The organism is Phyllobacterium endophyticum, from assembly GCF_003010935.1.
Taxonomy (GTDB): domain Bacteria; phylum Pseudomonadota; class Alphaproteobacteria; order Rhizobiales; family Rhizobiaceae; genus Phyllobacterium; species Phyllobacterium endophyticum.
The window spans coordinates 429,839-450,615 of record NZ_PGGN01000003.1 but is presented as its reverse complement, the minus strand read 5'-3'; the positions used below and the strand labels follow the sequence as shown (position 1 = coordinate 450,615).

The following is a 20,777-nucleotide window of genomic DNA, read 5'->3' as shown; positions in this document are numbered from 1 at the left end:
GGATTTTCCTGGATTTAGCCTCTTGGCTAGATCCTTGGAAAAGCCAATTGAGGGGTAGCTCAGTAAAGAAAATCCCCTCTCTTGCGATTTCTTGCACTTAGCAAGGCTAAGATGCTGAATCGCTTTCTCCCCCACAAAGGGGGGAGATAATCCGGCGCTCAATTAACAGGCGGCACCTTGGCACCCGTCATGAAGGCGACGGCATCCGACATCGTATATTCCTTCGGATCGATCACAGTAAGACGCTTTCCAAGACGATGGATATGGATCCGGTCCGCGACCTCGAAAACGTGTGGCATGTTGTGAGAGATCAGCACAATCGGCAATCCGCGTTTTTTCACGTCCTGGATGAGTTCGAGGACGCGTCGCGATTCCTTGACGCCGAGCGCTGCGGTCGGCTCGTCCATGATGACGACCTTGGAACCGAAGGCGGCCGCACGTGCAACCGCCACGCCCTGACGCTGTCCGCCCGAAAGCGTTTCCACCGACTGGGAGATGTTCTGGATGGTCATCAAGCCGAGTTCGGTCAGCTTGTCACGCGCCTTCTTTTCCATCGCCTTGCGGTCGAGCATCCTGAACCAGCTGCCCATGACGCCCGGCTTGCGGATTTCGCGGCCGAGAAACATGTTGTCGGCAATCGACAACGCCGGTGAAAGCGCGAGATTCTGGTAGACGGTTTCGATCCCGGCATCGCGTGCTTCCATGGGCGAGCGGAAATTGATCGTCTTGCCTTCCAGCGTCATTTCGCCCTCATCCGGACGTACTGCACCGGAAATAGCTTTGATGAGCGATGATTTGCCGGCGCCGTTATCGCCGATCACCGCCAGCACTTCGCCTGGGTAAAGGTCGAAATCCGCGTGATCGAGTGCTGTAACGCGGCCGTAGCGCTTGACCAGTCCCCGTGCAGTCAAGATGGGTGCGGTAAGGATGGGTTCTCTTGACATCAGCCTGCTACCTTTCTGATCCACTGGTCGATAGCGACGGCGAGGATGATCAACACACCGATGATGAGATACGTCCATTGCACGTCGGTACCGTACATGCGCATGCCAAATGAGAAGACACCGACGATCAATGCGCCGAAGAGCATGCCCATGATGGAGCCGCGTCCGCCGAAGAGCGACATGCCGCCAATCACGACAGCGGTGATCGATTCGATATTGGCGAACTGACCGATCTGCGGGGAGACCGAGCCATTGCGCCCGATCGAAACCCAGCCGGCCAGCGCACAAATGAGGCCGGCAAGCACGTAGACCGCAATGAGCACGCGCTTGGTACTGACACCGGAGAGCTTTGCCGCCTCCGGATCATCGCCGATGGCATAGACATGACGGCCCCAGGCGGTGTGGTTGAGCACATACCAGAGTATGGCGATCAGCAGGATCATGATGAAGACGCCATAGGTGAAGGTGGCGCCGCCTATGGGCACCTTCTCGCCAAAGAACTGCAGGAGCTTGGCGTTCGCCTCGATATCCTGGGCACGGATCGTCTCGTTCGCGGAATAGATATAGGTCGTAGCAAGATAGATCTGCCAGGTACCGAGCGTGACGATGAAGGGTGGCAACTTGAGATATGCGATGAGGACGCCGTTGATGAAACCGCACAGCGCGCCAAGCGCGACCCCGCACGCGATGGCCAACTCGACCGGCATGCCATAGCGGAAGGTGAACTGGCCCATGACGACCGACGTCAGCACCATGATGGCGCCGACCGAAAGGTCGATGCCGGCTGTCAGCACGACCAGTGTTTGCGCAGCGCCGACAATGCCGACGATCGCCACCTGCTGCAGGATGAGCGACAGCGCAAACGGGGTGAAAAAGCGCGAGCCGACAATGACCGCGAAGATCACCAGCGACAGCACCAGAACGATAAGCGGAACAGAAGCCGGGCTCGAATGAAGGAAATGCCGGATCCTTTCGAGAAGGCTTTTCTCATGGCTGTCGAAACTGGCAACAGCTGTCGCGCTGTTGACCAGAACGTTCTCGAATTCCTGTTTTGGAACCGAAGCTTGCTTGGTTTCTGTCATCGTTCTCTCTCCCGCAAACGTGAAAAAACTTGGTTATCGACAATTGGGCAAATGAGGGGGGAAGAATAGCAACTATCCTTCCCCGATGCTAAATGGATTTATGCAATAGCCAGCGACCGTATCAGCCCCAGCATTTGCTCATGCCGGTCTTGACGTCGATGGATTCCAGGCCCTTGACCGGCTTGTCAGTGACGAGAGACACGCCCGTATCGAAGAACGACTTGCCCTCTGTCGGCTTCGGCTTTTCGCCGCTGTCGGCGAACTTCTTGATGGCCTCAATGCCTAGCGATGCCATAAGCAACGGGTACTGCTGCGATGTCGCGCCGATCACGCCGGCCTCGACGTTCTTGACGCCTGGGCAGCCGCCATCAACGGAAACGATGAGGACGTCTTTTTCCTTGCCGAACGCCTTCAGCGCTTCATAGGCACCGGCAGCGGCAGGCTCGTTGATCGTGTGAACGACGTTGATGTCCGGGTCTTTCTGCAGAAGGCTTTCCATCGCCTTGCGGCCGCCTTCTTCATTGCCGTTGGTCACGTCATGACCGACGATGCGCGGGTCTTTCTCGTCGCCGATCTTGTTGATGTCGACAACGTCGATGCCGAAGCCCTTCATGAAACCCTGGTCGCGCAGGACGTCGACGGTCGGCTGCGAGGGTGTGAGATCGAGGAAAGCTATCTTGGCGTCCTTGGCCTTGTCGCCCAGCGTGCCGGCAGCCCATTTGCCGATCAACTCGCCGGCCAGGAGGTTGTCCGTCGCGAAAGTGGCGTCGGCAGCGTCAGCCGGATCCAGCGGGGTGTCGAGGGCGATAACGAGGAGGCCGGCATCGCGTGCCTGCTTGACCGAGGAGACGATGCCCGCGGTGTCGGATGCGGTAATGAGTATACCCTTGGCGCCATCGGCGATGCAGGTTTCGATAGCGGCAACCTGGCTTTCGCTGTCGCCGTCGATCTTGCCCGCATAGGTCTTCAGCTCAACGCCGAGTTCCTTTGCCTTGGCAAGCGCGCCCTCCTTCATCTTGACGAAAAACGGGTTGGTGTCGGTCTTGGTGATGAGGCAAGCGCCGACCCCGGCTGCTTGTGCCGGAACGGCCAACGCGCCGATGGCGACAACGGCCGCACTGAAGATTGTGGATCTCAGATAGATGCTTCTACGCATGTCAGTTCCTCCCAAAAATCGCGCTTGCGACGGGCCGACATCGGTCGCGCCCTGTTCCTCGTAAACACCCCGGACAGTCCTCCCGCCAGGTGCTATGACCTTAGCAAATACTACTCATTGCGACGTGTCAACATTAATAAATCACTCTGATTTATCATTGACAGAATTCCTGATTGTCGCCATTGTCCGTCTGTTGATGGGAGGGACCCTGTCCTTGAACAGTCGAGTAACGGAGCGCAGCGGCACGGGAGGAACCAGGCCGTCGCTTCATCACGGTACCAATCAAAGTGGCATGCGCGATCATAACGAGCGCGTGGTGCTTTCGCTGCTGCGTCAGCATGGCAGCCTTGCCAAGACCGCTATCGCCCGGATGACCGGCCTCTCCGCGCAGACAAGTTCGATCATCATGCGCATGCTTGAGGCGGATGAGCTCCTGTCGCGCGAGGAACCGCTGCGCGGGCGCATCGGCCAGCCGCTGGTCCCGATGTCGCTCAATCCGGAAGGTGCATTCTTCTTCGGGCTCAAGATAGGCCGCCGCAGCGCCGATCTCGTGCTCATCGATTTTCTCGGTCGCATCCGTTCCATGCGCCACATGCCCTATGATTACCCGGCGCCGGAGCCGATCTTCGCCTTCGCGGCAACGGGCGTGAGCGAGATGACGCAGGCGCTCACCCCGAAGCACCAGGAGAGAATTGCCGGGATTGGCATTGCCGCCCCTTTCGAATTGTGGAAATGGGCCGACACCGTCGGCGCGCCGCAGGAGATCATGGACGAATGGCGAAGCTGCGATATAAGAGCAAGGATCGCGGCAATTTGTTCCTATCCCGTCTATCTGCAGAACGACATGACCGCTGCCTGCGGGGCCGAACTCGTCTTCGGGCAAACCAAGGATGTCAACGACTTCGTATATTTCTACATAGGTTCCTTTATCGGCGGCGGTATCGTGATCAACGGCAGCCTTTATGCGGGACGTAGCGGCAATGCCGGCGCTCTCGGGTCGATGCCGGTGCCTGGTCCTGATGGAGAAGCGCTGCAGCTGATCGATGTCGCATCCATAACCGCGCTTGAACGGGACGTTACTGCGCTCGGCCGGGAACCCTCGCCGCTCTGGGCTTCACCGGAGGACTGGGGCGAGATGGGCGCCGAACTGGACGCCTGGATCGATCGTGCCGGCCGGGCGATCGCGCAGGCGGTGATCGCGGCCTCATCGGTGGTGGATTTCGAGGCCGCCATAATCGACGGCTGGATACCGGAAAATGTCCGGGCGCGAATTGTCGAAGCGGTACGCAGACATGTGGAGACGTTCGACCTGGAAGGCATTCAACTGCCGGCGATCTTCGAAGGCACCGTTGGCATTCATGCACGAGCGCTCGGTGCGGCCAGTCTGCCGTTGTCGGACCGGTATCTGCTGGGACAGAAGCTTTTCAGGAAGGGCAATTAATTGTTGATCGGTATTCCGCCCATGCTCGGCCCTGAGCTTCTGGCGACATTGCGCGCCATGGGGCACGGCGACGAGATCGCGCTTGTCGATGGCAATTATCCAGCGCTCACGCATGCACGGCTGCTGATCCGCGCCGATGGCCTGCCACTGATCCCCTTGCTCGACGCCATATTGCAGGTGCTGCCGGTGGACGACTTCGTGCCGCAAGCGCTTTTTCGCGCTTCGGTGAAGGGAAACGCACCGCTGGCGGATCAAGTCCACGAGGAGATGGAAATGGTATGCACCCGGCGCGCGCCGGGTCGTTCGCTGGTTGCGCTCGGCGGCGAACCATTCTATGCGCGTGTGAAAAACGCCCACGCGATTGTCGCGACTGGCGAGCCGCGTCTTTATGCCAATATCATCATCCGCAAGGGTGTCATCTACCCGGGAAAAGAGATCTAGAGATGATTTTATGTTGCGGTGAAGCCTTGATCGACATGCTGCAGCGGACGAGCGATGCAGGCGAACCGGCCTTTGCACCCTATGTCGGCGGCGCCGTCTTCAACACCGCAATCGCGCTGGGGCGGTTCGGCGTGCCAACGGAGTTCTTCTCCGGCATATCGGCGGATTTCTTCGGACAGATGCTGCTTGACAGTCTCGCCGCCAATCATGTCGGCACAAGGTACGCGCATATTTCGCCGCTGCCGACGACGCTGGCTTTCGTGCGGCTGACCGATGGTCAGGCGAGCTACATGTTCTATGACGAGAACAGCGCCGGGCGTTCTCTCGCCATCGAACACCTGCCGGCGCTCGATGACAATGTGACCGCGGTGCAGTTCGGCGCGATCAGCCTGATCCCGGAACCATGCGGCTCGACCTATGAGACTCTGATGGCGCGCGAACACGAAAAGCGCGTGATCATTCTCGACCCGAATATCCGACCCGGCTTCATTCCCGACAGGGAGAAGCACCTTGCACGCATGCGGCGCATGATAGCCATGACCGATATCGTCAAGATTTCCGATGAGGACATGCGCTGGTTCGGCGAAAGCGGCACGATGGACGAGATCGCCCGGCGCTGGATCGTACCGGCGGGACAGCAGGGTCCCAAACTCATTCTCGTCACCCACGGTGCCGATGGCGTAACGGGATATACCGGCGATCATACCGTTCATGTCCCGGCGCAGCGCGTATCGGTGGTCGATACGGTCGGAGCTGGCGATACATTCACGGCGGGGGTCCTCGCCTCGCTGCAGGAGGCCGGCGTTCTGGTCAAATCAGCGCTGACGACGCTGACCGAAGCGCGAATCCGCGACGCGCTGACCTTGGGTGTCAAGGCAGCGGCGGTGACTGTCTCACGCGCCGGCGCCAACCCGCCATGGCGCAACGAACTCTAGGGGTGCGTTGGTATACATGCCGTGATGGTCTGCACACGGCATATTTCCTGGGTTTCCAGTTCTCAGCACCTGAAGTAAGCTCCGCTCCCGTTCTCGAAAAACAGCGTTTTCGCCTCATCGTGATCGCGAATTTCAACGCAGCCTTGAACTCAGGCTATTTCGATATCGGTCAAGGGAAAATCACTGCCTTTGCACAATAGCGACAGGCCATGCGCCTTGGCGCAGGCATAGGCAAAGCAATCGCCCATATTGAGAGCGGCCTTGTGCCGCCGGCGACCGAAGGTGTTGAACGCCTAGACAACATTTCTACCGATCGGTGATGTCGATGATTTGCGCCTGAGTGGCAGCCATAAAATCCTCGATCATTTCCTGTGCCTCATCAATTGGCATACCCGCTTTCGGACGAGGGGGTCCATCATTCCAGATCGAATGCCGCGGCCATCAGCGTCTTCGTGTAGGTGTGATGGGGCGTCTCGAAAATGTCCTGCGTCTCGCCTTCCTCGACGATCTTGCCGTTCTTCATGACGATCACGTAGTCAGACATGGCCTTGATGACCGCGAGATCGTGGCTGATGAAGATATAAGAGAGGCCGTGCTTCTCCTGCAGGTCGAGCAGGAGCTCGATGACCTGACCTTGCACGGAACGGTCGAGTGCCGATGTCGGCTCGTCGAGAATGACCACTTTCGGCTTCAGGATCATGGCGCGGGCGATAGCGATACGCTGACGCTGGCCGCCGGAGAACTCATGCGGATAGCGGTTGCGTGCGGCTGGATCGAGCCCGACTTCCTTCAAGGCGGCGATGGCGCGCCTGTCACGTTCCGTCCGTGACAATTGCGGCTCGTGGATGAGCAGGCCTTCGGTGATGATTTCGCCGACGGTCTGGCGTGGCGACAGCGAGCCGTACGGGTCCTGGAACACAAGCTGCAATTCCTTGCGCAGCGGTCGCATTGCCGAGCGGTCGAAATCCGAGATGTTCCTGTCGCCGAAATGGTAGTGACCGCTGCTTGGCAACAGCCGCAGGAGCGCTCGTCCGAGCGTCGATTTCCCGGAGCCGGATTCGCCGACAATACCGATCGTCTGGCCGCGCTTCAGCCGGACCGTGACACCATCGACCGCCCGGAAGAGCTTGTTTGCCTTGGTGAAAAACCCGCCTCCGATGGCGAAATCCACGGCCACATTGCGGCCTTCCAGGATTATGGGCGCATCGTCAGGCGGCGGCGCCTTGCTGCCGCTCGGTTCGGCAGCCAGCAGCATCCTGGTATAGTCCTCTTTCGGATGCTCGAAGATTTCCTCGATGCTGCCGCGCTCGACCGCTTCGCCGCGACGCATGACGACGACGCGATCGGCAAAATGCCTGACGATGCCAAGATCGTGCGTGATGAGGACGATCGCCATACCGAAGCGCTTCTGCAGATCGCGCAGAAGGTCAAGGATCTGCGCCTGGATCGTGACGTCGAGGGCCGTTGTCGGCTCATCGGCGATGAGCAGGTCCGGCTCGTTGGCAAGCGCCATGGCGATCATGACGCGTTGCCGCTGACCACCCGACATCTCGTGCGGATAGGAATCGATGCGGCGTTCGGGCTCCGGAATGCCGACAAGCTTCAGGAGTTCGAGCACACGCACCCTTGCCTGTTTGAAGCTGACGCCCCTGTGATGCACGATGGGTTCGGCAATCTGCCGCCCGATCGTGTAGAGCGGATCGAGCGAGGTCATGGGCTCCTGGAAGATCATCGTGATCTTCGCCCCCCGCACTTCGTTGAGGCCCTTGACCGGCAAACCGATAAGCTCCTTGCCGCGATATTTCGCCGAACCCGTGACCCGCCCGTTGTTGGCGAGGAGGCCCATGATGCCCATCATCGTCTGGCTCTTGCCCGAGCCGGATTCACCGACAACGGCCAGCGTTTCGCCCGGCTTCACATCGAGGTCGATACCCTTGACGGCCTTCACGTCGCCATCCGGCGTGGTGAAGTCGACCCTGAGATCGCGCACCGACAATACAGTGGCTTGCATGTCCATTTCAGCGGTCCTTCGGGTCGAGAGCGTCACGCAGCCCGTCGCCGATGAAATTCAGCGAAAAAAGAGTGACGACGAAGAAAATAGCGGGGAAGATCAGGTACCAGGGCGACGATTGCATCTTTTCCGCACCGGCCGCAATCAGGGCACCCCAGCTGGTCAGCGGCTCCTGCACGCCAAGCCCGAGGAACGACAGGAAGCTCTCAAGCAATATGACCTTGGGGACGACGACAGTGACGAAAACCACGACAGGGCCGATAGTGTTCGGGATGATATGCCTGCGAATGATCTGCCAGTCGGTAAGTCCCAGCGCCTGAGCGGCGCCGATGAATTCGCGCCGCTTCAAGGCCAGTGTCTGTCCGCGCACGATACGGGCCATGTCCAGCCACTCCACCGCGCCAATGACGAGAAAGATCAGGATGAAGCTGCGGCCGAAGAACACGACGAGCACAACAACGAGAAACACGAAAGGCAGTGCATAGATGATCTCGACAAGACGCATCATGACATTGTCGACGCGTCCGCCGATGTAGCCGGAAATGGCGCCATAGGACACGCCGATTGCAAGCGAAACAAGGCTGGCGAGAAAGCCGACCGCGAGCGATATCTGGCCGCCCAGCATGATGCGTGCCATGAGGTCGCGCCCGTTCTGGTCGGTACCGAAGAGAAAGTATTCGCGATGAACTTCGCCGGTCAGCTTCAGTGTGCGGCCGTCTTCCTCGGTGGCTGCGATCTTTGTATTGTCGAATTCGTTGGCCCGGTCGAAGTAACGCGTGGAGCGCGGATCGATCGGCTGGTCGGAATGGATGGTCGCGGTGAAACTATTGCCATCGACGGCAAAATCCCGGAGCTCGACCCGGGCGCGATCCGCAATGCTCTTGACGACGCCGTCGAGCGTATCGGCCCTTGGCAGGGGCTCGAGGCTCGGCGCGGCATTCACGTAGGAGGGAAAGACCTGATCATAGGTGTGGCTTATGAAATAGGGGCCGAAGAACGAGAAGAACGTGATGAGGAGCAGCATGACACAGCCGCTCATGGCAGCGCGGTTGCGGCGGAAACGCAGGAGTGCGAGCTGGAACAGGCTGCGACCCTGAGATTCTTCCGGCGGGATTATCGTTGTGGGAATGCCGGTCAGGTCAGTCATGACGAACCCTCGGATCAAGAAGGCCGTAGAGGATGTCGACCACAAGATTGAAAACAATGACGAATATAGCCACGAGAACGACTGTCCCCATGACAAGCGTGTAGTCGCGATTGATCGCGCCGAGCACGAAATAGCGTCCTACACCCGGGATTGTAAAAATGGATTCGACGACGGCGGAGCCAGTGAGAAGTGCGGCAGCACAAGGGGCGAGATAGGATACGACCGGAAGAAGTGCGCCGCGCATGGCGTGGGTGACGACCACCACCCGCGGTGGCAGCCCGTAAGCACGCGCCGTCCTGATATGGTCGGTGTGCAGGCCTTCTATCATCGAGCCGCGCGTCAGACGGGCAAATACCGCCAGTTGCGGCAGTCCGAGGGTGATTACCGGAAGAATGAGGTACCTGAACGATCCATCTCCCCAGCTGCCTGTCGGAACCCATGAGAGCATCAGGCCGAAAATCAGGGTGAGTATGGGTCCGACGACAAAATTTGGCACCGTGACGCCTGTCGTTGCAACGGACATGACGAGAAAGTCGAGGAAGCTGTTCTGCCGCAGCGCTGCAAGCGTGCCGATGAGCACCCCGCCGATCAGCGCAAAAAGCAGCGCGTAAGTACCCAGTTCGACCGAATAGGGCAGGCCCTTGCCGATCAACTCGGCGATCGTATTGTCCTTGTAGATATAACTCGGACCAAAATCGCCGGTCACGGCATTCTTCAGATATTGCAGATACTGGTTCCACAGAGGCTGATCGAGATGGTAGGCCCGCATCAGATTTTCCATGGTCGCCGGCGGCAGGGGTCGTTCCAGATTGAACGGTCCTCCGGGCGCAAAGCGCATAAGGAAGAAGGAAATGGTGACGACGATAAACAATGTCGGCACCGCGCTCGCCAGTCGGCGGAGAACAAAATTGAGCATTGAGACAGTCTCTTCTACTTGGGTGACGCAGTCTCAGGTACGGGCTGCCCGATCAGAAATTGTGCCGCAGCGGTCTTCTGACATGTTGCCCGCCGCAGCGACTTCCAAACGTCGCTCCGGGTCATGATGAGCTTATACCAGGCCGGCGCAAGCGTTTTCCCGCCCTGGTATGGCATTCCATGACCAGCCGAAACCCTCCCCGGACGCAAGGTCCGTCCTTCCCCCGCAGGGGAAGGCACAGAAGGCGGCTGCGTCCGCACGATCCGGAACCGACAGCTATTCTTCGATGCTCAGATACTTGCTCAGATGTTCGTTATTTCCGTTGTCGCCCCAGCCCTTGACCTTGTCGGCCACCAGCCAGAAATTGGCGTCGTTGACCAGCGGAGCAATCGGCTGGTCGCGCATGATCAAAGCTTCCGCTTCATGCAAAATCTTGGAACGGGCGGCCGGATCCCGCTCCTGGTAGGACTTCTTCATCAGCGCATCGAATTCCGGGTTTTCATAGTGACCGTAGTTGAAGGTCTTGTTGGTGCTGACATTGAGGTTGAGGAAGTTTTCCGCATCGGCATAGTCGGCGGTCCAGCCGGCGCGCGCGACGTTGAACTTGCCGCCCTCCTGCAGATACGCGTAGTGAGCGCTGATATCGAGGTTCATCAGCGTGACGTTTGCGCCGAAGGTCTTCTTCCACATATCGGCAACGGCGGTCGCTGCCTTCTGGTGGTTCGGGTTGGTATTGTATCGAATCTCGATATTCAGCGGCTTGCCGCCCTCGCCGTAGCCTGCTTCCTTCATCAGCTCGATGGCCTTGTCTTCGCGGTCAAGCTGGGACATGTCGGCAAAATCGGCCTTGGACGGTTCACCGTAGTTCTGGAGCCCCGGAGGAACCAGGGAATAGACCGGCAGCTTGGAGCCGTTGAAAATTTCCTTGGCCAGGAAGTCGCGATCGACCGACATCGAAAGCGCGCGGCGTACGCGCACATCGTTGAATGGCTCGGTGCGCGTGTCGAAGGGATAATAATAGGTTGCGAATGCGGGTGTCACATGAACCTGCTTGGCGTTTGCCGCGCGCAGGCGCTCCATCTGGTCCGAGGCGAAATTATAGACAAGATCGAGCTCGCCGGCTTCATAACGGCGCACGGCGGCGGCCTGATCCTCAAGCGGATAGAAGATGACCTTGTCGAGCTTTACATTGGCCGCATCCCAATAGTGCTCGTTCTTGACCACGGTCAGGTGATCATTCGGGACGTGCTCCACGAGCTTGAATGCGCCATTGCCAACCAGCTTGCCCGGCTTGACGAAATCAGCGCCGTTCTTTTCGAAGCTTGCCTTGTTGATGGGCAAGGCAGACTGATGCGACAGGAGTTCGATGAAGAAAGGCGTCGGGTGCTCGAGCGTGATTTCCAGCGTCTTGTCGTCAATGGCTTTCATGCCGAGCTGATCGACCGGCAATGTGCCCTTGTTGATGGCCTCGGCATTCTTGATCGGATAAAGAATATTGGCGTAACCGGCAGCGGTCTTCGGATCTTCTTCGCGGCGCATCGAGAAAATGAAATCCTCGGCGACGACCGGCGAGCCGTCCGACCATTTGGCACTGTCGCGAATCTTGAACGTATAGACCAGGCCATCATCGGAGACCTTCCAGCTCTCCGCGGCACCAGGAACGATCTTGCCATTGGCGTCGTAAACGGTCAGACCCTCGTACAGGTCCTTCAACACGAACGCTTCGATATCGATCGACGTCTGCGACTGGTCGAGGGTTTGGGGTTCTCCGCTGTTACCACGATGCAGCACCATTTCGGCGAGTGCCGGGCTGGCGCCCAGCATCAGCGAGCCGAGCAGCAACGCTGCGCGGAGATTGAGTTTCATAAGGGTCATTTTTCTGTTCCTTCCCCTCTAAGAGAATTGCGAAGGCATGAACAAAGGCCAAAAAATGACCGAACGCAAGCAGGCTCTAATGCTTTCGTCGTAATATTTTCTTCGGAGGGGGGTTACGGGAACGTCAATCAAATGTTGCACCATGTGGACCCTATTGGCTTTTTACGGCGTTTTGGGGCAACAAACGCGCCATTTGCAGCTGCAATGATCCGTAGTCTTCGAACATGTGGAAAACGCGGTGACAATGTGGTGTGTTGCTTGCGAAGTAGCCCCGAGAACGCTGCCAATGCACGAAGGATTAGACGAAGGTCCGGATTGATCAACGCGGAACTGATGTAGAAATGACATGCGTTCAATAACAAACTGCCGGTGACGGGCCTCTATTGCGCCGTTTCTGAATCACGCAACAGCGCCTCGAGTGTCTCCAGCCGGTCGGCTTCGATAGGTGGCTTGTCCCAGCGCAAGCGGGAAATGCGGGGAAACCGCATCGCGACACCGGACTTGTGCCGCTTGGAGCGATTGAGCCCTTCGAAGGCGACTTCGAGCACGAGCCCGTGCTCCGGCTCGGCGCGCACGGAACGTACAGGACCAAAACGCTCGGTCGTGTTGTTGCGCACGAAGGCGTCGAGCTGTTTCAACTCTTCGTCGGTGAAACCGAAATAGGCCTTTCCGACCGGAACCAGCTGGGGCTCCGTTTCCGGCCCCGTCCACACGGCGAACGTATAATCCGAATAATAACTGGAGCGCTTGCCGTGACCACGCTGGGCGTAGACGAGGACAGCATCGATTATGAACGGATCGCGCTTCCACTTGAACCACGGCCCCTTTGGCCGCCCCGGCACATAGGCGGAGGAGCGTTGCTTCAGCATCAGCCCTTCGATGATCGGATGCGGCGGGTTCTTGCGCAGTTCAACGAGATCTTCGAAGCGTTCGAATGCAACCAGAGGTGAAAGGTCGAACCGCGTCGGCTCCAGGTGTTTGACGAAGCTTTCGAGGCGGTTGCGGCGCTCTATAAACGGCAATGCGCGAATATCCTCCCCGCCGTCGAAAAGCAGATCGTAGAGCCGGACAAAGGCCGGGTAGCTTTCCAGCTGTCTGGCCGAGACGGTCTTGCGGTTGAGCCGCTGTTGCAAATCGCCGAAAACGCCGATTTCGATACCCGCCTGCGTGCTTCGCCCAACCAGCAACTCGCCGTCGAGCGTGCCTTCGAAACGCATGAAGTCGGCAATGTCGGGGAATGCATGGGAGATATCATCGCCAGTGCGCGAATAGATGCGCCGACGTCCGCCTTCGGCCGTCAGCTGTACGCGGATGCCGTCCCATTTCCATTCTGCAGCGTAGGCCTGCGCATCGATGCGGGAATAATCGGGCGCTTCAAGGGGTGTGGACAGCATCACCGGGCGAAATGGCGCCAAGCCAAGGCTTTCCGGCTTCTCCGCCGTTTTTTCCAGCCAGGCGAACAAGGGTTGGTAGGGCGGCTTCAGACCATGCCAGAGCTCTTCGATCTCGGTGACGTCGACATCGCCGAACTGGGCCAGCGCCTGTTTGGCGAGGCGGGCCGAAACACCGATGCGCATGCCGCCGGTAACGAGCTTGAGCAGGGCATAGCGTGCGGATGCATCGAGTTGGTCCAGCCATTTTTCCACGAGCCGCAGGGCGTCGCTGCGCGAAGCGTGCTCGAGGGAGGTGACGATATCGCCAAGCGTTGGCACCGCATTGGCGCGCACCGGCTCATCGCTGGACCATACAAGCGAGATGGTTTCGGCAAGATCGCCGACGTAATCATAGGAATAGGCGAAAAGCTGCTCGTCCATGCGCTCTGCTATGAGGGCGCGGATCATGGCAGGCTTGACATTGGCGATGTCGAGATCGCCGGTGATGGCGGCAAGAGCAAGGCCGCGATCCGGATCCGGCGTATCGCGGAAATAGTCGACGAGCAGTGTCAGCTTGCCGTTCCGGGCGGGAGTGAGGACCAGCCGATCGAGGAGTTGAGCGAATTCTTCCATCAGTCCCCCTCATCTTCATAGCCGACGAGATGCAATGGACGCGCTGCGAAGCCGTTGAGATCGCACCAGCGGACCAGTGCCTCTTCACGGCCATGCGTGACCCAGACCTGTTGCGGGCCGAGCTCGGTGATCGTGCCTGTCAGCTCATCCCAGTCGCAATGATCGGAAAGGATGATCGGCAGCTCGACGCCGCCTTGCCGCGCCCGCTGGCGAATGCGCATCCAGCCGGAGGCAAAGCACGAGACCGGATCGGGGAAGCGCCGGGCCCAGCGATCCAGGAAGGCAGAAGGAGGGCCGATGACGATCGCGCCGGCGAAGTCGCTCGTGCTGCCCTTTTCTATCGTAGCGGGCGCAAGCGGACCGAGCGCGATGCCTTGCGTCTCGTAATAGTCGCAAAGCTTGCCGAGAGCACCATGGATGTAGATCGTCTGGTCATATCCGGCATCGCGCAGCATGCGAATGACCCGCTGCGCCTTGCCAAGCGCATAGGCGCCGACGAGGTGCGAACGCTCCGGAAACTGCTCGACGGATTTCAGCAGCTTGGCGATCTCGTCGCGGCTGTCCGGGTGGCGAAAGACCGGCAGCGCGAAGGTGGCTTCGGTGATGAAGACATCGCAGGCGACCGGCTCGAACCCGAGGCAGGTCGGATCGGCGCGGCGCTTGTAGTCGCCCGAGGCGACGATGCGCGTGCCATCTTTCTCGACAGCGATCTGCGCCGACCCGAGCACATGGCCTGCGGGATGAAAGCTGATGCTGACGCCATTGAGGCCGATGGGCTTGCCGAGCTCGGCGGCCTGTGTCTCGCCGGCGAAACTGGCGCCGTAGCGCAGACCCATGATGTCGAGGGTCTGCTGCGTCGCCATGACCTTGGCGTGGCCGGAACGCGCATGGTCCGAGTGGCCGTGTGTGATCAATGCCCGTTCGACCGGGCGCACCGGATCGATATAAAAATCACCGGCGGGCGAATAGAGGCCGGCCGGTGTGGAGCACAGCAGGGATTCGGGACGTTTCAACAAGCGCACCTCTGATTCAACGGGAGTAACGAAGATAGTCCGCATTTGGCTCCGTGCAATCCTGACAAAAGAAACTTGGCGCATCGAAGCTGCGCCACTACATTCGGGGCGGTGAGCACCAGAAATCGCCCAGCCGAGACCGGCACCCCTTTTCTGCCCGTGCCTTTCCTGGACTGGTTTCAGGCCAAGGGCTGGGCGCCGCGCGAGCATCAGCTGGATCTGCTGCGGGAATCACAACAGGGAAACTCGACGCTGCTGATAGCGCCGACGGGGGCCGGCAAGACCCTGGCAGGGTTTCTGCCGGCGCTGGTCGATCTGGCGCAGCGCGGCAAAAGCAATGCCGCAAGCCGGGGCATACACACGCTTTACATCTCGCCGCTGAAGGCGCTGGCTGTCGATATCCATCGCAACCTCGAAAAGCCGATATCCGAGATGAAGCTCGATATCTCGCTCGAGACCCGGACCGGCGACACCCCGGCCTACAAGCGGCAGCGGCAGAAACTGGCACCGCCCGACATATTGTTGACGACGCCGGAACAGCTGGCGCTGCTGATCGCAGCCAAGGACGCAAGGCGGTTTTTCGAAGATCTGCGCTATGTGATCTTCGATGAGCTGCACTCCCTCGTCACGTCAAAAAGGGGCCATCTCCTTGCTCTCGGGCTGGCAAGGCTGCGGCGCCTGCAGCCCGGCCTGCAGACGATCGGCCTTTCCGCCACTGTTGCCGAGCCCGATGCCTTGCGGAGCTGGCTGCTGCCTCAGAGCGGCAATTCGGCGATGGCGAGCCTTGTAACGGTGGAGGGGGGAGCAAAACCGCACATCACGATTCTCGAATCGGAAGACCATGTGCCGTGGGCGGGGCATTCGGCCGTCTATGCGCTACCCGGCATCTATGATGCGATCAAGCGGCATGGCACGACGCTGATCTTCGTCAACACGCGCAGCCAGGCCGAAAGGTTGTTCCATGACCTGTGGATGGTCAATGACGACAACCTGGCGATAGCGCTGCATCACGGGTCTCTCGACGTTGCCAAGCGCCGCAAGGTGGAACAGGCCATGGCGTCGAATGCCTTGCGGGCTGTCGTCGCTACATCGACACTCGACCTCGGCATCGATTGGGGCGATGTCGACCTCGTCATCCATGTCGGCGCACCGAAGGGCGCCAGCCGCCTTGCCCAGCGTATCGGCCGTTCCAACCATCGCATGGATGAACCCTCCCTCGCAATTCTCGTGCCGGCCAACCGCTTTGAGGTGATGGAGTGCCAGGCGGCGCTGGACGCCAATTATATCGGCGCGCAGGACACGCCCCCGCTGGGTGAAGGCTCGCTCGACGTTTTGGCGCAGCATGTGCTCGGCATGGCCTGCGCCGAGCCTTTTCATGCGGGAGATCTCTTTGCGGAGGTCACCACCGCCCTGCCCTACGCCTTTCTGCCGCGCGAAACTTTTGACCGCATCGTCGACTTCGTCGCGACCGGCGGCTATGCGCTGAAAACGTATGACCGTTTTGCCAAGATCCGCCAGACGGCTGACGGTACATGGCGGGTGACGCATCCGCGCGTTGTCCAGCAATACCGGCTCAATGTCGGCACCATTATCGAGGCGCCGTCGCTCAACGTGCGACTGACCCGCCAGCGCGGTAAAGGCGCGAATGTGCGGGCGATGGCAAACAGGGGTGGCCCGGTACTCGGCAAGGTGGAGGAGAGTTTCATCGAGGCGCTGAGCCCGGGCGAAACTTTCTTCTTTTCCGGCCGGGTGCTGCGCTTCGAGGGAATTCGCGACAACGAATGCATCGTCACCAGCGCGGAAGGGTTCGACGCCAAGATACCGTCCTATGCGGGGGGCAAGTTTCCGCTGACCACATATCTTGCCACTCAGGTGCGCGCCATTTTGGCCGATCCCCTGCGCTGGGGTGCCCTTCCCGATCAGGTGAGTGACTGGTTGCGCATCCAGAAGGAAAAATCCGTGCTGCCGCAGCCGGGAAGCCTGCTTGTCGAGACATTCCCGCGCGGCGAGCGCTCCTATATGGTCATGTATCCCTTCGAAGGCCGATTGGCGCATCAAACGCTCGGCATGCTTTTGACGCGGCGGCTGGAGCGGGCCAAGGCGAGGCCGCTCGGCTTTATCGCCACCGATTATGCCGTATCGGTCTGGAGCCTGCGCGACATGGGGCGCATGTTCAAGAACGGCGAACTGCCGCTTTCCGAGCTTTTAGACGAGGACATGCTGGGCGATGATCTCGAGGCCTGGCTGTCGGAAAGCTTCATGCTCAAGCGGACCTTTCGCAATTGCGCGCTGATCTCCGGCCTCGTTGAAAAGCGTCATCCCGGTCAGGAAAAGTCCGGACGGCAAGTCACGGTTTCCACCGATCTGATCTATGATGTGCTGCGCGAACACGAACCCGACCATATCCTCATTCAGGCAACGCGCGCCGATGCCGCAACGGGTCTTCTCGACATTCGGCGCCTGAGCGATATGCTGGGACGAATCAAGGGTCATATCGTTCACAAGGATCTCGACCGGATTTCACCGCTTGCCGTTCCCGTCATGATGGAGATCGGCAGGGAGCGTGTTCCCGGCGAAGCGCATGAGACGCTGCTTGAAGAAATTGCCGATGAGCTGACCCGGGAGATGATGGAACACAAATGAGCGCGGCATTCCAGACGATCAGGACAGCTTTGCACGGGACGGCGGATGTCGTTGTGGCCGGACATGGCGGGGTCTGCGATCCGTCGGGCGCGTTATACCTCGAAGACGACCGCATACTCATCGTCTCCGACCTGCATTTCGAAAAGGGCTCGTCCTTTGCCCGGCGCGGCATGATGCTACCCCCCTACGATACGGCAACAACGCTAACCGCGCTGGCCAGGATCATTGCACGTTACGAGCCGGCCTGCGTCATCAGCCTTGGCGACAGTTTTCACGACGGACAGGCGGCCGCGCGGCTGCCGGCGCGCTATGCGGCGGAGCTCGCCGCCCTCATGGCCGGGCGCGAGTGGATATGGATAACCGGCAACCACGATCCGGAGCATCCGGCCGACTTGCCGGGCGAAACCTTTTCGGAGCTTGCACTCGGCAATCTCACCTTCCGGCACGAGCCGTCGAAGAAGGCAAGTCCAGGCGAGATCGCCGGGCATCTGCACCCCGCGGCCAAGGTGGTTCGGCGCGGACAGGCGGTGCAACGACGCTGTTTCGTCAGCGATCAATCGCGCATGATCATGCCGGCATTCGGCGCCTATGCGGGCGGCATGAACATACTCGGCCGCGCATTTCAGGGGCTTTTTGATGCAAAGGCGATGACGGCCTATATGCTTGGACAGGCGCGCGTCTATCCTATGCTGAGAACAGCGCTGTTTTTCTAGCGCGTCTTCGCTGCGTCATGGATCTGGTTTTGTTCGCCTTTGCCTAAAGCAACGACCAGCACGGTTACGGTCTCATCATTCACGCGGTACACAAGCCGACAGCCCGCTCGACGCAGCTTGATCTTGTAGTGGTCGGGAATGCCGTGCAGCGCTCGACACGCGCGGGCTAGTTAGCCATTCTTTCAGCTTTTGGACGAATTGAGGACGGATGCTCGCCCCAGCTTGTCCCACTCCTTGCGTGCTGAAGGTAGAAACCCAAGCTCAATGGTCATTGATGTCGACGGGAATGCCCTTCTCACCAGAACGGGATTTGACTAATTTCGGCCAGATAGAGATCGTCGAGCCTATCGAGCATAGTTTCATAAACGTCTGCCGGGACCATATAGGCCATGATGCAATTGTGGTTGAGCCAGCTACGGACTCACCATTCGCCTCATGCATAATGGCTGTCGGACTTTTCTTGAGGTCGGAAACGCTCACGACGACCGGCTTCAACGCCCTGCATGTTGATCTCCAAAACACACATGTTGATACCGTTTATAATTCGGTGTTCATACTCAGTTCTAGAGGGTCGATGTCACTCGATCAGATCGGCAGGCGTCCATCTTCCTTCAATGTGTCGAGGACAATGGCGGTTTTGACGTTCTGGACGGATTCGTGCGGCAACAGAATTTCGTTGACGAAGGCCGATAGCGCGCGCAGATCCGGCGTCACCACCTTGATGAAATAATCCATCTCGCCCGTCAGCGCATGCGCCTCCATCACTTGGGGCAAGCGCGAGATCAGCTCCGAAAAGTGCCGGGCGTTGTCACGATTATGCGTCGCCAAGGTCACCGAGATGATGTTGACGATCCCAAGTCCGAGCTTTTCCCGGTCTATTTCTGCCCGGTAGCCGCGAATGTATCCCTCTTCCTCCAACCGCGAGCGGCGTCGCGAACATTGCGAAGGCGAAAGGTTGATGCGCTCGGACAGTTCATTGTTCGTCAGGCGTCCATCCTCCTGCAGGCAGATGAGTATTTTGCGGTCCGCAGCGTCGAGCTGGCTCATTCATGCACCTTTTCATAAGTTTATGCACGGAACGTGCAGATACTAGGTGTACGAAGCCGTGAAATGCAAGCACATTGCAGGCGATCCGCGCGATAATGTGTCTTCTTGATGGAGGATGACATGGGCCCGTTTCCGCACGACGCACCGAAGGCAGAGATTTCCAAAGACAACCCCGCCGGCACGGATGGCTTCGAGTTCGTCGAATTCTCCCATCCAGAGCCGGAGAAGCTGGAAGAGCTTTTTACCCGCATGGGCTATGTCGCGGTGGCGCGACACCGGACCAAAAAGATTGCTGTCTGGCGGCAGGGCGATATCAACTACATCCTTAATGCCGAGCCTGGCTCGCATGCGACGAAATTCGTGGAAAAACATGGGCCATGTGCACCGTCCATGGCCTGGCGTGTGGTCGATGCCAGGCACGCTTTCGAGCACGCGGTGGCAAAAGGCGCGACACCCTATGAGGGCGACGACAAGGCGCTGGACGTTCCAGCGATCGTCGGCATTGGCGGATCGCTGCTGTACTTTATCGAGACCTATGGCGACAGGGGTTCGGCCTATGAGGCTGAATTCGAATGGCTGGGCGAGCGTGACCCCAAGCCCGAAGGTGTTGGATTTTATTATCTCGACCACCTGACGCACAATGTCTATCGCGGCAATATGGACAAGTGGTGGGCATTTTATCGCGAACTCTTTGGCTTCAGGCAAATCCATTTCTTCGATATTGCCGGCAGGTTTACCGGTCTCGTATCCCGGGCGATCACTTCGCCTTGCGGAAAAATCCGCATTCCGCTGAACGAGTCCACGGATGACAAGAGCCAGATCGAGGAATATCTACGCAAGTACAAGGGCGAAGGCATCCAGCACATCGCTGTCGGTACCGAGGCGATCTACGATGCGACCGACAAGCTTGCGGACAATGGCTTGAAGTTCATGCCCGGTCCGCCCGAGACTTACTACGAGAAGTCGCATGACCGCGTGAACGGCCATGACGAGCCGATCGAACGCATGAAAAAGCACGGAATTCTCATCGATGGCGAAGGCGTGGTCGATGGCGGCATGACCAGGATATTGCTGCAAATATTTTCTAAGACCGTGATCGGCCCGATCTTCTTCGAATTCATCCAGCGCAAGGGCGACGAAGGCTTCGGCGAGGGCAATTTTCGTGCTCTGTTCGAGTCTATCGAGGAGGATCAAATCCGCCGCGGTATAATAAAAATCGCGGCAGCGGAGTAGAGCCTGTCGTTACTTCGTGCCATGGCCGTCCAACGGCGTTCTTTTGCGCTCCGGTGCTCAGGTACCGAATGTAGGCTCGGTCCGGGGCTCGAAAACCACCGTTGACGCCCGCCGTGACATGAATCTCAACAGGCTCCAGTTCAAACGTTGCATTCGGCTCGATTATGACCCAAA

Annotated in this window: 16 protein-coding genes and 1 pseudogene; 6 read left to right on the top strand and 11 right to left on the bottom strand. The window is 59.0% G+C overall.

What is annotated here, in order from left to right:
• Nucleotides 1-158 precede the first annotated feature (158 nt).
• The 3 genes from CU100_RS16350 to CU100_RS16340 form a co-directional block, all read right to left on the bottom strand.
• Nucleotides 159-944, bottom strand: a complete 786-nt coding sequence (locus CU100_RS16350; protein WP_183635520.1) for an ATP-binding cassette domain-containing protein — start codon at nucleotides 942-944, stop codon at nucleotides 159-161.
• Nucleotides 944-2,026, bottom strand: a complete 1,083-nt coding sequence (locus CU100_RS16345) for an ABC transporter permease (RefSeq protein ID WP_106717640.1) — start codon at nucleotides 2,024-2,026, stop codon at nucleotides 944-946. The genes CU100_RS16350 and CU100_RS16345 overlap by 1 nt, the downstream gene beginning before the upstream one ends.
• Before the next feature lie 121 nt (nucleotides 2,027-2,147).
• Nucleotides 2,148-3,182, bottom strand: coding sequence for a sugar ABC transporter substrate-binding protein (locus CU100_RS16340; protein WP_407070337.1), 1,035 nt, complete (start codon nucleotides 3,180-3,182; stop codon nucleotides 2,148-2,150).
• Between the two features lie 214 nt (nucleotides 3,183-3,396).
• On the opposite strand from CU100_RS16340, the gene CU100_RS16335 reads away from it, so the two are divergent.
• The 3 genes from CU100_RS16335 to CU100_RS16325 are packed head-to-tail and all read left to right on the top strand — an operon-like array spanning nucleotide 3,397 to nucleotide 5,999.
• Nucleotides 3,397-4,623: an ROK family transcriptional regulator gene (locus CU100_RS16335; protein WP_407070336.1), complete on the top strand. Its 1,227-nt coding sequence runs from the start codon at nucleotides 3,397-3,399 to the stop codon at nucleotides 4,621-4,623.
• The gene (locus tag CU100_RS16330; protein ID WP_106717639.1) at nucleotides 4,624-5,064 is read left to right on the top strand and encodes an RbsD/FucU family protein; all 441 of its coding nucleotides are present in this window, start codon (nucleotides 4,624-4,626) and stop codon (nucleotides 5,062-5,064) included.
• Nucleotides 5,065-5,066: 2 nt separating this feature from the next.
• On the top strand, nucleotides 5,067-5,999 hold the full coding sequence (locus CU100_RS16325; RefSeq protein ID WP_106717638.1) for a carbohydrate kinase family protein: 933 nt from the start codon (nucleotides 5,067-5,069) through the stop codon (nucleotides 5,997-5,999).
• 149 nt (nucleotides 6,000-6,148) lie between these two features.
• Here the strand turns inward: CU100_RS16325 and CU100_RS27710 are convergent.
• The 7 genes and pseudogenes from CU100_RS27710 to CU100_RS16290 all read right to left on the bottom strand — a co-directional run.
• Nucleotides 6,149-6,280 (bottom strand): annotated as a pseudogene (locus CU100_RS27710) (type II toxin-antitoxin system VapC family toxin); the annotation flags it as partial.
• A gap of 134 nt (nucleotides 6,281-6,414) precedes the next feature.
• Nucleotides 6,415-8,016, bottom strand: a complete 1,602-nt coding sequence (locus tag CU100_RS16315; protein WP_106717637.1) for an ABC transporter ATP-binding protein — start codon at nucleotides 8,014-8,016, stop codon at nucleotides 6,415-6,417.
• Between the two features lies 1 nt (nucleotide 8,017).
• Entirely contained in the window at nucleotides 8,018-9,157 is a 1,140-nt protein-coding gene (locus tag CU100_RS16310; protein WP_106717636.1) for an ABC transporter permease, read from the bottom strand.
• Nucleotides 9,150-10,073, bottom strand: a complete 924-nt coding sequence (gene oppB / locus CU100_RS16305; RefSeq protein WP_106717635.1) for an oligopeptide ABC transporter permease OppB — start codon at nucleotides 10,071-10,073, stop codon at nucleotides 9,150-9,152. Before oppB ends, CU100_RS16310 begins: the two co-directional genes overlap by 8 nt.
• 276 nt (nucleotides 10,074-10,349) lie before the next feature.
• Nucleotides 10,350-11,948 carry a peptide ABC transporter substrate-binding protein gene (locus CU100_RS16300; RefSeq protein WP_106717634.1) on the bottom strand — a complete coding sequence of 533 codons (1,599 nt, stop codon included), beginning with the start codon at nucleotides 11,946-11,948 and terminating at the stop codon, nucleotides 10,350-10,352.
• 380 nt (nucleotides 11,949-12,328) lie between these two features.
• On the bottom strand, nucleotides 12,329-13,954 hold the full coding sequence (locus tag CU100_RS16295) for a cisplatin damage response ATP-dependent DNA ligase (protein WP_106717633.1): 1,626 nt from the start codon (nucleotides 13,952-13,954) through the stop codon (nucleotides 12,329-12,331).
• Nucleotides 13,954-15,012: a ligase-associated DNA damage response exonuclease gene (locus tag CU100_RS16290; protein ID WP_407070335.1), complete on the bottom strand. Its 1,059-nt coding sequence runs from the start codon at nucleotides 15,010-15,012 to the stop codon at nucleotides 13,954-13,956. Before CU100_RS16290 ends, CU100_RS16295 begins: the two co-directional genes overlap by 1 nt.
• A 66-nt stretch (nucleotides 15,013-15,078) precedes the next feature.
• On the opposite strand from CU100_RS16290, the gene CU100_RS16285 reads away from it, so the two are divergent.
• Nucleotides 15,079-17,610, top strand: coding sequence for a ligase-associated DNA damage response DEXH box helicase (locus CU100_RS16285; RefSeq protein WP_106717632.1), 2,532 nt, complete (start codon nucleotides 15,079-15,081; stop codon nucleotides 17,608-17,610).
• A 17-nt stretch (nucleotides 17,611-17,627) separates the two neighbouring features.
• Nucleotides 17,628-18,323, top strand: coding sequence for a ligase-associated DNA damage response endonuclease PdeM (pdeM, locus tag CU100_RS16280; protein ID WP_407070344.1), 696 nt, complete (start codon nucleotides 17,628-17,630; stop codon nucleotides 18,321-18,323).
• Between the two features lie 585 nt (nucleotides 18,324-18,908).
• On the opposite strand, the gene CU100_RS16265 is transcribed toward pdeM, so the two are convergent.
• Nucleotides 18,909-19,370, bottom strand: coding sequence for an Lrp/AsnC family transcriptional regulator (locus tag CU100_RS16265; protein ID WP_106717630.1), 462 nt, complete (start codon nucleotides 19,368-19,370; stop codon nucleotides 18,909-18,911).
• Nucleotides 19,371-19,490: 120 nt separating this feature from the next.
• Between CU100_RS16265 and hppD the strand changes: the two genes are divergently transcribed.
• Complete coding sequence (gene hppD, locus CU100_RS16260) at nucleotides 19,491-20,603, top strand: 4-hydroxyphenylpyruvate dioxygenase (protein WP_106717629.1); 1,113 nt, start codon at nucleotides 19,491-19,493, stop codon at nucleotides 20,601-20,603.
• Nucleotides 20,604-20,777: the final 174 nt, after the last annotated feature.

What these genes read in the sequence shown, in the direction of transcription:
- CU100_RS16350 (WP_183635520.1), bottom strand. Translation starts at nt 944, where the DNA reads ATGTCAAGAGAACCCATCCTTACCGCACCCATCTTGACTGCACGGGGA.
- CU100_RS16345 (WP_106717640.1), bottom strand. Translation starts at nt 2,026, where the DNA reads ATGACAGAAACCAAGCAAGCTTCGGTTCCAAAACAGGAATTCGAGAAC.
- CU100_RS16340 (WP_407070337.1), bottom strand. Translation starts at nt 3,182, where the DNA reads ATGCGTAGAAGCATCTATCTGAGATCCACAATCTTCAGTGCGGCCGTT.
- CU100_RS16325 (WP_106717638.1), top strand. Translation starts at nt 5,067, where the DNA reads ATGATTTTATGTTGCGGTGAAGCCTTGATCGACATGCTGCAGCGGACG.
- CU100_RS16315 (WP_106717637.1), bottom strand. Translation starts at nt 8,016, where the DNA reads ATGGACATGCAAGCCACTGTATTGTCGGTGCGCGATCTCAGGGTCGAC.
- CU100_RS16310 (WP_106717636.1), bottom strand. Translation starts at nt 9,157, where the DNA reads ATGACTGACCTGACCGGCATTCCCACAACGATAATCCCGCCGGAAGAA.
- oppB (WP_106717635.1), bottom strand. Translation starts at nt 10,073, where the DNA reads ATGCTCAATTTTGTTCTCCGCCGACTGGCGAGCGCGGTGCCGACATTG.
- CU100_RS16300 (WP_106717634.1), bottom strand. Translation starts at nt 11,948, where the DNA reads ATGACCCTTATGAAACTCAATCTCCGCGCAGCGTTGCTGCTCGGCTCG.
- CU100_RS16295 (WP_106717633.1), bottom strand. Translation starts at nt 13,954, where the DNA reads ATGGAAGAATTCGCTCAACTCCTCGATCGGCTGGTCCTCACTCCCGCC.
- CU100_RS16290 (WP_407070335.1), bottom strand. Translation starts at nt 15,012, where the DNA reads ATGCGGACTATCTTCGTTACTCCCGTTGAATCAGAGGTGCGCTTGTTG.
- CU100_RS16265 (WP_106717630.1), bottom strand. Translation starts at nt 19,370, where the DNA reads ATGAGCCAGCTCGACGCTGCGGACCGCAAAATACTCATCTGCCTGCAG.
- hppD (WP_106717629.1), top strand. Translation starts at nt 19,491, where the DNA reads ATGGGCCCGTTTCCGCACGACGCACCGAAGGCAGAGATTTCCAAAGAC.